This window comes from Pelomonas lactea, assembly GCF_043555885.1.
GTDB lineage: Bacteria > Pseudomonadota > Gammaproteobacteria > Burkholderiales > Burkholderiaceae_C > Pelomonas > Pelomonas lactea.
The window spans coordinates 499434-508186 of the sequence record NZ_JBIGHX010000004.1 but is presented as its reverse complement, the minus strand read 5'-3'; the positions used below and the strand labels follow the sequence as shown (position 1 = coordinate 508186).

Sequence of the window (8753 nt, the reverse complement as noted above, 5' to 3'; positions counted from 1 at the left end):
CAGCGAACTCACGCGCTGGCGAGTTGGCAACACCACTACAACTGCCACCGTCCGCACAGCGGCATTGGTGGCGTGCCGCCCATCTCAAGACTCAGCTCGTCAAGAAACAACCTCTTGACGCTTCACAGCTAGCGATGCATCAGGCCGCGGGGGCAGGACGCATGGTGCCTAACCCCGGCGCCGGCCGCGGGCTCCGGCAGCAGTTGGTTCAGCGTGAAGGCCGCACGGCGCCGCGCCGGGCGCGGCCTTCAGCCGGCGCGGCGCTCGAAATGCAGGCGGTCGTGCCACACGCCGCCCAGTTCGAAGCTCTGCGTGGAGCGGCCGAACTCGCGGAAGCCGTTGCGCAGCAGCACCTTGACCGAGCCCTCGTTGCCGACGCGCGCGTTGGCCTCGATCCTCACCAGCCCCAGCTCGCCGAAGGCGCGCAGCAGCACCAGCCGCACCGCCTCGCTGGCATAGCCCTGGCCGCCCGCCGACTCGGCGATGCGGTAGCCCAGGTCGGCCATCTGGAAGTGCTTGCGCTTCACGCCGGCGAGGTTCACGCGCCCCACCAGCTCGCCGGCCGCGGTGCGCACGAGGAACTGGTAGGCCTTGTCCTCGGCGGCCTCCCGCTCGGCCAGCGCGATGGCGGCGCGCACGCCGTCGGGCGAGTAGTAGCCGGGCGGCCGCGAGTTGATGCGGGCCTCGAAGAACGCGCGGTTGTCGGTCTCGAAGCGCAGCAGTTCGTCGGCGCAATCGGGCGTGGGCGGGGTCAGGTGAAGTGCAGGCATAGGCTGCGCATTTGAACCCCGATCCCGCCTGCGCCGCTCACGGAGCGGCGCCGCTGCCGGTGTTGGCGTACTCGGCCAGCCGCCGGTTGCCCGCGCTGCCGTAGTTGACGGGGTTGCTGCTGTTCCAGTCGGCCCAGGGCGCGGTCTTCTTGATGTGGCCACCCAGCACCACCTCGCGCACGATCATCTGGCCCGTCGTGCCGCCGTTCTGCGGCCACTGGCGCGCGAACGACACACTGTTGCTGCCGCCCGTCGTCGTGAACGAGCCGCCCGTGAAGAGAAAGCCCTTGTTGCCGATCACATGGCTGGGTGCGGCAATGACGCCGGTGCTGGTGCGCGCGTTGGTGTAGCGGATCTCGCAGCCGTCGAACACGGCGGTCATGTCGCCGAAGATGAAGTCCACGTCGCCCTGGATGAAGCTGTTGCGCACATGGGTGCGCTTGCCCGCCCCGGCCAGCCACAGCGTGTCCTGGTTGCCCAGCAGGCGCACGGTGTCCAGCTGCACCTGGTCACCGCCGTTGTTCAGGTAGGCGACGGCCTGATGCTGGCCGTTGGCGGCCGCGTTGTTCTCGCCGTAGGTGTTCTGGATGGTGAGGTTCTTGATCTGCAGCTGGCTCGCGTAGCTGACGACGGTTGCCGTGCAGTTGGTGCCCAGCGTGCTGCGGCCACCACAGTCGTTGTAGTAGGCGCTGACGCGGCTGGGCGCGCCGCTGCCGTAGTCCGCGGAGGGCCCGGCCGCCGACTTGAACGCCGAGCCGGTCATCGCGTAGTGCGCGCCCAGCTGCAGCACGACGCCGGTCTGGCTGTCGCCGTAGAGCGTGAGCGGCACACCGGACGGGATGACCACCAGCCCGGTGTAGGTGCCGGCCTTGATCTGGATGTACTTGCGGGTGGTGCCGCCGGCCGCGATGGCGGCGTTCACCGCCGCCTGCACGGTCTTGTACGGGCCGCTGGGGCTGACGACATAGTCACCCGTGCTCTTGGTGCCCACCGTGCCGGGCGCCCAGCTGCCGAGGAAGCTGGCAAGCGTGTAGCTGCCCTGTTCGGACGACGACAGCTGGGGTCGCGTCGCGGTGGACGTGGCGGCCCAGGCCGGCATTGCCATGCCGGCGGCGATGGCAAGCGCCACTGCGGCCTTGCCGTGCAGCGCACGGCGGTTCGAAGCGAAGGAATGATGTGCCGTCATCTCGGTTGTCTCGTAGGTGGTATGCGGGGCCCTTGGGGGGGCGACACATGCACCGACGATCTGCGCGGCATGGCACAGCGGCTGACGTGCAACAAATGCCTGGCGATGGAGACGGCCGGGCGGCGGCGATTCTGCAAGCGCTGCGGCCGAGCGGCACTATGGGTTTCCCGGTACGCGGCGCGGCAGCGCTCGCCGATGCTGCGGGCCGTGAAACGCTCGACCGCCCTCCTGACGATGCTGGCCTGCCTGCCCGCGCTGCTGTGGCTGGCCGTGACGGGCGACGCGCTGCCCGAGCCGCCAGCCGAAGCCTCGGCCGCTGCCGCCGAACTGCCCGCGCCTCCGCTGCCTGCGGCACCGGCCGACGCCTCGCAGCCCGTGCCTGCCACCCTCAGCCCGCAGCCGCCCGCGACCAGCACCACCGAGCTCTGCGGCAGCGGCCGCTTCGCGCTGAGTGCCCCGCAGGACGACGCCGACGCCAACGCCGACGCCTTCGCCCGGCTGCCCGCTCCCGTGGGTCGGCTGGCGCTGCAGGAGCTGCAGGACCGGCTGTTGCCGCTGCTCGCCGCAGGCGACGCGCGCCAGCGCGCGGCCGCCTGGCTGCTGCGGCAGCCCGCCGACGGCGCCGCTCAAGCGGCTTGGGCCGCTGGCCAGCTGGCAGAGGCCCACGCAGGGGGCGACGCCCAGGCGCTGCGCTGGGCTGCCAGTGCCTGCGCCCACACCGACGACGCCTCAGCCTGCCGCCTCGCGCTGGCGCGCGCACGCGTCAACGCCGAACCGGACAACGGCCTGCACTGGCTGGCGTTGGCGCAGGAGGCGCCGCAACCGCGTGAGCAGGCGCAGGCCTGGCAAGGCATCGTGCAGGCAAGTGCTTGGCGTGAATATCCGGCGGGCCTGACCGCCACCACCCAGGCCGCGCTGTCTCATCTGCGGCCCGCACCGGCGGGCTATCTCCGTGCACGGCTGGCCCGCGACACGCTCGGTCCGGACGCCGCGCAGGCGCTCGACGGCGCCGACTGGCTGGTGTCGCAATGCGCGCACCACCGAAGCGACTGCGCACAGGTGGCCGACCGCATCGCGGCCCGCGCCGATTCCGCGGCGCTGCTGCAACTGGCCGCCACGCTGGGCCGTCAGCTTGACTGGCCGCAGGAGCGCCTGGACGCCGTGTCGGCGGTGACACAGGCCTTTCACACCACGCTGCCCGCCTGGCAAGACAGTCCGCTGGCCTGCGGCGCGGTCGACCCACAGCTCGCCCATGTCGACGCGGTGGCGCAGCGCGGCGAAGTGCCTCGCACGCGCTGACGGCGCGCCGGGTAGGTCAAGGCGTCGGCACGCGGACGGGCGTCATGGCAGGCCTGGATGGCAGGCTGGCATCAGCCCGCGGAGCGCGGGCCGAACATCATGCCCGCCATGCCCGCCATGCCGGCCAGGCAGCTCGCGGCACCGGTCCCGCCGTTCATCGTGGGCTTGATGCCATCCCCGTCGGCCAGAGCGGCGCCACGCCGATGTAGACGCCATCGCGGGCCGCGGAGACCCCAGCCGCAGCCACCGCGTGCAGCGACCGCTGCCACGCCAGCAGCGCAAAGGACTGGCGCATGTCCATGGCCGCGCATTGTCGGCGCGGCGCCACCGGCTCAGGGCGCCAGGCTGCGCACCAGCCGCAGCGGCAGGCGCTCGCGCTTGGGCATGTCGCCGCGCACCTCGCCACTGTGCGGGTCTGCCGCCCAGCCGACCTGCACCACCAGCCGGTTGGCTTGCGTCTCGGTCACGCCGCGCTGCACGTTGCGGTAGGCGTAGGGGTTCACCGACTCGCTGTCGATGCGCACGGTGCTGCTCCAGTACCAGCCCGCGGGCGCGGCCGGGGCCAGCGTGGCGCGCTGCGGCGCATGCGCCAGCCGGTCGGCGAAATGCTTGAGCTCGGGCACGCGCGGCACGCGCCAGGTGCGGCCCTCGGCCTCGCTGCGTGCCCGCGCAATCGCCAGCGCCTCGGCATGCGTGAACAGCGCCGGGCGCCCCTGGCAGGCGCGGCCATCCCAACGCATGCCCTCCACACAGCGCGACCAGGCCTGGCCGCCAGCGGCGTCCAGCAGCTCCGCGCCATCCGCGCTGGCCACGAGGCCCGGTGGCGCGTCGGCGGCACGGGCCGATGTGGCGAGCATCAGCAAGACGGCGGCGGCAATGGCGATGCGCATCGCCGCATCCTGCCTCAGCGGCCGGCCGCCGTCACCAGCGCCAGCGCCTCGGCCGGCGTCACGGCGCCCTGGCCGGGCAGTTCCACGACGATCAGATAGCCGGCCAGGTCCTGCCGCGCACCGGCAGCCGCGTAGGCCTGCGCCAGCGCGAGCTGGCCGCTGGCCAGCAGCCGGCCGCTCGCCGCATCCCAGGTCTCGGCGGAGATCATGCAGCCCTGCTGCGGCGTACCGGGGAAGTAGCTCGTGCCGGCGTAGTAGGCGGGGTTGATCGTCGTGCCGTGCACGATGAGTTCGTCGCGCCCGGCGCGGCCGGCCAGCCAGGCCTCCTGGAACGGCGCCCAGCCTCGCCAGCTGGCGGGCAGAAAGCTGTTGTAGGTGGCCAGACTCCAGTCGGCGGGTGCGGTGTCGGCATGCTCGAACTCGGCCGGCGTGGCTTCCACCGGCAGCTTGCTGTGCAGATAAGGCGTGGGGCCGATGTTGGGGTTGCTGGCCGTGCCGGCGCCGACCAGCGTGAACAGGCCCTGGGGCGTGTTGCCATTGGTGATCGTGCCCGGCAGACCGGTCCGCGCCAGCGCGAGCTGAGGCGACGTGAACAGCTGGCCCGACGCCTCGCGCACGAAGCGGCCGTCGGCGCCGCGCACCAGTGCCAGGCCCATCTGCTGGCGGCCCGGGCGCTGCAGGCTGACGATGACCGGGAAACCGGGCCGCAGCGGGGCGGCCAGCAATTCGGGCAGCGGCGGCGGCACGGCGGCAGACGGCTGCAGGCGGTGCATCAGCGCGGCCAGCCGCGGGTCGTCGGCCCAGCCAGGGAATTGCTGCGGCACCAGCACGCGCAGCCGCTCGCCGTAGCCGGCATCGGCCTGCAGCAGCGTGTAGGCGGCAATCGCGAACGGCTTGCTTGCCGTCAGCTGCGGCAGCAGCGGCCAGATCAGCGGCGCGGCGTCCGCGGCGTACAGCGTATGGGCCGCGGTCAGCACGGCGCGCTGGAACTCGGGCTCGCGCGGGCCCAGCGTGGGCAGCGCCTCAAGCAGCAGCGGTCGGGCTGCGGCGATCTCGGCGTTGTACTGAGCGACGAGGTCGAACAGCTTCGGCAAGGCCGCATCGCGCTCGGCGCCCGGCGACAGCGCGATGCGAGCCCGGATATCGGCCAGCGCTGCCTCGCGCAGCGCGCGCTCGCCGTCAGCGGACGCAGCGGGCCACGCCAGGCCGGCGGGCTGCAGCGCCAGCAGCTCGGTGGCGGTATAGCGCTTCTCTGCGGGCTTCTCGGCGGGCCGCTGCGGCGTCAACGGCGCGCATGCGGCCAGTGCCAAGGCAAACAGGGCGGTCAGTGGGCGGGCATTCATGGCGGCGATGATGGCTCCTGTCGAAATCGGGTGGCCTGCTTCGTCATAGTGTCAGGCATCCCCCACCCCACCTCAGGACCCCGATGAAGCCCCTCGCACTCGCCGCCACCCTGCTCGCCGCCTCGCTGGCCCAGGCCGCCCCGGTCACCTACGACATCGAGCCCACCCACACCTACCCCAGCTTCGAGGCCGACCACATGGGCCTGTCCTACTGGCGCGGCAAGCTCAACAAGAGCGCCGGCACCATCGTCTACGACAAGGCCACCGGCAGCGGCAGCGTGGACGTGCAGATGGACCTCGCCAGCATCGACTTCGGGCTGGACGCGATGAACGCCTGGGCCCGAGGCGACAAGTTCTTCAACGTCGACAAGAACCCCAGCGCCACGTTCAAGGGCCGCTTCGACGGCGCGCTGCCCGCGAAGCTGGTGGGCGAGCTGACGCTGAACGGCCGCACCCAGCCGCTGACGCTGACCATCCACCAGCTCAAGTGCATCCCGCACCCCATGCTCAAGCGCGACTTCTGCGGCGCCGACGCGTCGGGCACGTTCAACCGCGACGACTTCGGGCTGGGCGCCGGCAAGGACTGGGGCTTCAAGATGGACGTCAACCTGCGCATCCAGGTCGAAGCCATCGCGAAAGAGTGAAAAAGGAACGGCGGCCAGAGGCCGCCGTTTTCTATTCCGTATTTCGGGCCGAGCGCCGGGCCGACCCAAGCCGGCCCGCCTGGCGATGTGCGAGCGGCTCCATGCCGCGAGCATCGCCGTCCCCTCGGAGGCTGAGACCGGACACATTGAGTCCAGTGGGCTCGATGTGCCTGACGAAGCGCAGCGGCCACTGGCCGCGGCGCGGCCCCGACCAGACTGCCCGCGTTCAGCGGGGCAGCCTGGGCGAGGGGCTCATTGCTTGACGCCCATTTCGTCGAGCAGGCGGGTCGTCTTGTCCACGGTGCTCATCTGCCACAGCATGTAGCGCGAGTCGACGCAGATGCTGCGGACCATCTTGGGGTTGAAGTCCCAGTCGGAAATGACGGCGTCCAGCGTGCCGTCGAACAGCAGGCCCACCAGCTCGGCCTTCTTGTTCAGCACCGGCGAGCCGGAGTTGCCGCCGGTGGTGTCCAGCGTGGCCAGGAAGTTCACCGGCACGGAGTCCAGCGCCTTCACGCCGTAGGGGCCGAAGTTGCGGGCCTTGATGGCGGCCAGCTGCGCGGCCGGCGCGTCGAACTCGCCGCCGGCCTCGTTGGGGCCCTTGTGCTTGGCGACGATGCCGCGCAGCGTCGTGAACGCCGTCCAGGTTTCGCCGTCGCGGCCCACCGGGCGGCCCTGCACCTTGCCGAAGCTGATGCGCAGCGTGCTGTTGGCATCAGGGTAGACGGCGCGGCCCTGGGCCGCGTTGAAGTCGATGACGGCCTGCATGGTGCCGGCATAGGCCTGCTGCAGCTTGCCCGCCAGTTCCTTGTCGCGGTTCTCGCGCTTCTGGTCGTCGTCGTACAACGCCACGGCGGCCTTGATGAAGGCGTCGTCGCTGGCCTTGAAGGCGGCCACGTCCTTGCCCAGCCAGGCCAGGCGCGTCGCGCTGTCGGCCAGCTTGGAGCCGGCATAGAAGCCGTCGAGCTTGGCGCGCACGGCAGCCTCGTCCATGCCGGGCTTCAGGCCCAGCGTGTCCAGCAGCGCGGCGTTCAGCGTGTCGGCCGGCTGGGCCAGGTACTTGGCCAGGAAATGCGAGGCGCTCTTCTTGTCGGTGGGCTCGTCGTAGCGGCGGTCCAGGCGTTCCTGGTTGGCCTTGATGCGCGAGGCGTCGCGGTCCTGGTAGCCGCTCTTGCGCTCGGCGTCGGGCTTGGCGCGTTGCACGGCGGCCTCGTACAGCTGGCGGGCGGCCTGCAGCAGTGCCGGCGACGAGAAGCCCAGCAGCAGTTCATTGCGCGTGATGGCCTCGCGCTCGGCCAGCAGCGCCTCGGTGGCGGCGATGTCGGCGCCGTAGCGGGCCTGGCGCTTCGCGTCGGCCTTGACCCAGGTCTTCACGGCGTCAAAACCGGCCGTCTTGCGGGCCAGCACGTCACCGCCGTCATAGCTCTGCTGCTGCCCTTGCAGGTTCTTGAAGTAGTTCTGCAGGCCCTGCATGCGCGCGGCAATCTTGATCTCGGCATCGCGGCGGTTGGCGGTCTCGGCCTTGATGAGGTCGATGGCCTCGCCCATGGTCTCGATCTGCTTGGGATGCTGCCAGCCGAAAGCGAAGTCCACCTCGCGCGGCAGGCGGTGGCGGTCGGTGTGGCCCGGGTAGCCGGCCACCATGACGAAGTCGCCCTCGTTCAGCGGGCTGGTCGTCGGCGACGCCACTTTCAGGTGGTGCTTGGGCTGGTAGGGCTTGTTGTCCTTGCTGAAGTCGGCCGGCTTGCCATCCGCGCCCACGTAGGCGCGGTAGAAGCTGTAGTCGCCGGTGTGGCGCGGCCAGATCCAGTTGTCGGCATCGCCGCCGAACAGACCCACGCCGGTGGCCGGCGCGTGCACCAGGCGCACATCGCGGATTTCCAGCTGCTTGATGAGCTGGTACTGCAGGCCGCCGTAGAAGGCGTAGACGTTGCAGCGGTGGCCAGCGTCGGCCTCGCAGGCGGCGACGAGCTTCTTCTCGGTCGCCTCGATGGCGTCGGTGCGGGCCTTGCCCGTGAGCTTGACCGTGTTCGCGTTCAGGATGTCCGCCGTCACATCCTTCATGTCGACGGTGACGAGGATGCGGCTGCCGGGCGCGGCGGGCAGTTCGTCGGCCAGCGTCGTGGCGTAGAAGCCGTTCTTCAACAGGTCGCGGTCGGGCTTGGAGTTGTACTGGATGCTGCCGTAGGCGCAGTGGTGGTTGGTGACCACCAGGCCCTGCGGCGACACGAAGCTGGCCGTGCAGCCGCCCAGCGACACGACGGCGCCCATCGGGAACGCGGTCAGGTCATTGAGCTTGGCCGGGTCCAGCGCGAGGCCGCCGGCCTTCAGCGGCTTGGCGATCTGCGGCAACTGCTTGGGCATCCACATGCCTTCGTCGGCATGGGCGGCGGTGGCGGCCAGCGCGGCCAGGGTGGCGGCAGCCAGCAGCGAGAGGGAGTGACGGTTCATGGAGCGGTTCGGCGAGAAGACGAAACCGCGAGCGTACTGCGGGAAGGCCGGCGCCCCCGAGTGAGGAAAGACAGGCTTCGGTCTCGGGAAACCCCTGGGGTGGCCTCAACCACCTTTCCCGCGTGGGCGGGCCGAGCGACGGGCCGCCCCAAGCCGGCAAGCATCGCCGT

General features: G+C 71.0%; 9 protein-coding genes. 3 read left to right on the top strand and 6 right to left on the bottom strand.

What is annotated here, in order from left to right:
• A partial coding sequence (locus ACG04Q_RS15015) for an integrase core domain-containing protein (protein WP_394511743.1) occupies positions 1-132 on the top strand: 132 nt, incomplete at its 5' end.
• A gap of 116 nt (positions 133-248) precedes the next feature.
• On the opposite strand, the gene ACG04Q_RS15010 is transcribed toward ACG04Q_RS15015, so the two are convergent.
• Both ACG04Q_RS15010 and ACG04Q_RS15005 read right to left on the bottom strand, forming a co-directional pair.
• Positions 249-770 carry a GNAT family N-acetyltransferase gene (locus ACG04Q_RS15010; RefSeq protein WP_394511732.1) on the bottom strand — a complete coding sequence of 174 codons (522 nt, stop codon included), beginning with the start codon at positions 768-770 and terminating at the stop codon, positions 249-251.
• A gap of 37 nt (positions 771-807) precedes the next feature.
• Positions 808-1956 (bottom strand): pectinesterase family protein, encoded by a 1149-nt coding sequence (locus tag ACG04Q_RS15005; RefSeq protein WP_394511731.1) that lies wholly within the window; start codon positions 1954-1956, stop codon positions 808-810.
• A 207-nt stretch (positions 1957-2163) separates the two neighbouring features.
• On the opposite strand from ACG04Q_RS15005, the gene ACG04Q_RS15000 reads away from it, so the two are divergent.
• Entirely contained in the window at positions 2164-3255 is a 1092-nt protein-coding gene (locus ACG04Q_RS15000; RefSeq protein WP_394511730.1) for a hypothetical protein, read from the top strand.
• A 154-nt stretch (positions 3256-3409) separates the two neighbouring features.
• Here ACG04Q_RS15000 and ACG04Q_RS14995 read toward each other — a convergent pair whose 3' ends face one another.
• From ACG04Q_RS14995 to ACG04Q_RS14985, 3 genes are read right to left on the bottom strand one after another with little or no spacing between them, the layout of a single operon-like run.
• Positions 3410-3556, bottom strand: a complete 147-nt coding sequence (locus ACG04Q_RS14995; RefSeq protein WP_394511729.1) for a hypothetical protein — start codon at positions 3554-3556, stop codon at positions 3410-3412.
• A gap of 31 nt (positions 3557-3587) precedes the next feature.
• Positions 3588-4145, bottom strand: a complete 558-nt coding sequence (locus tag ACG04Q_RS14990; RefSeq protein WP_394511728.1) for an Lcl domain-containing protein — start codon at positions 4143-4145, stop codon at positions 3588-3590.
• A gap of 14 nt (positions 4146-4159) precedes the next feature.
• On the bottom strand, positions 4160-5488 hold the full coding sequence (locus ACG04Q_RS14985) for a hypothetical protein (protein ID WP_394511727.1): 1329 nt from the start codon (positions 5486-5488) through the stop codon (positions 4160-4162).
• A gap of 83 nt (positions 5489-5571) precedes the next feature.
• Here ACG04Q_RS14985 and ACG04Q_RS14980 point away from each other — a divergent pair, with 83 nt between their 5' ends.
• Positions 5572-6132, top strand: a complete 561-nt coding sequence (locus ACG04Q_RS14980; protein ID WP_394511726.1) for a YceI family protein — start codon at positions 5572-5574, stop codon at positions 6130-6132.
• Positions 6133-6384: 252 nt separating this feature from the next.
• Here the strand turns inward: ACG04Q_RS14980 and ACG04Q_RS14975 are convergent, their stop codons facing one another.
• Positions 6385-8583, bottom strand: coding sequence for a S46 family peptidase (locus ACG04Q_RS14975; protein ID WP_394511725.1), 2199 nt, complete (start codon positions 8581-8583; stop codon positions 6385-6387).
• Positions 8584-8753: the final 170 nt, after the last annotated feature.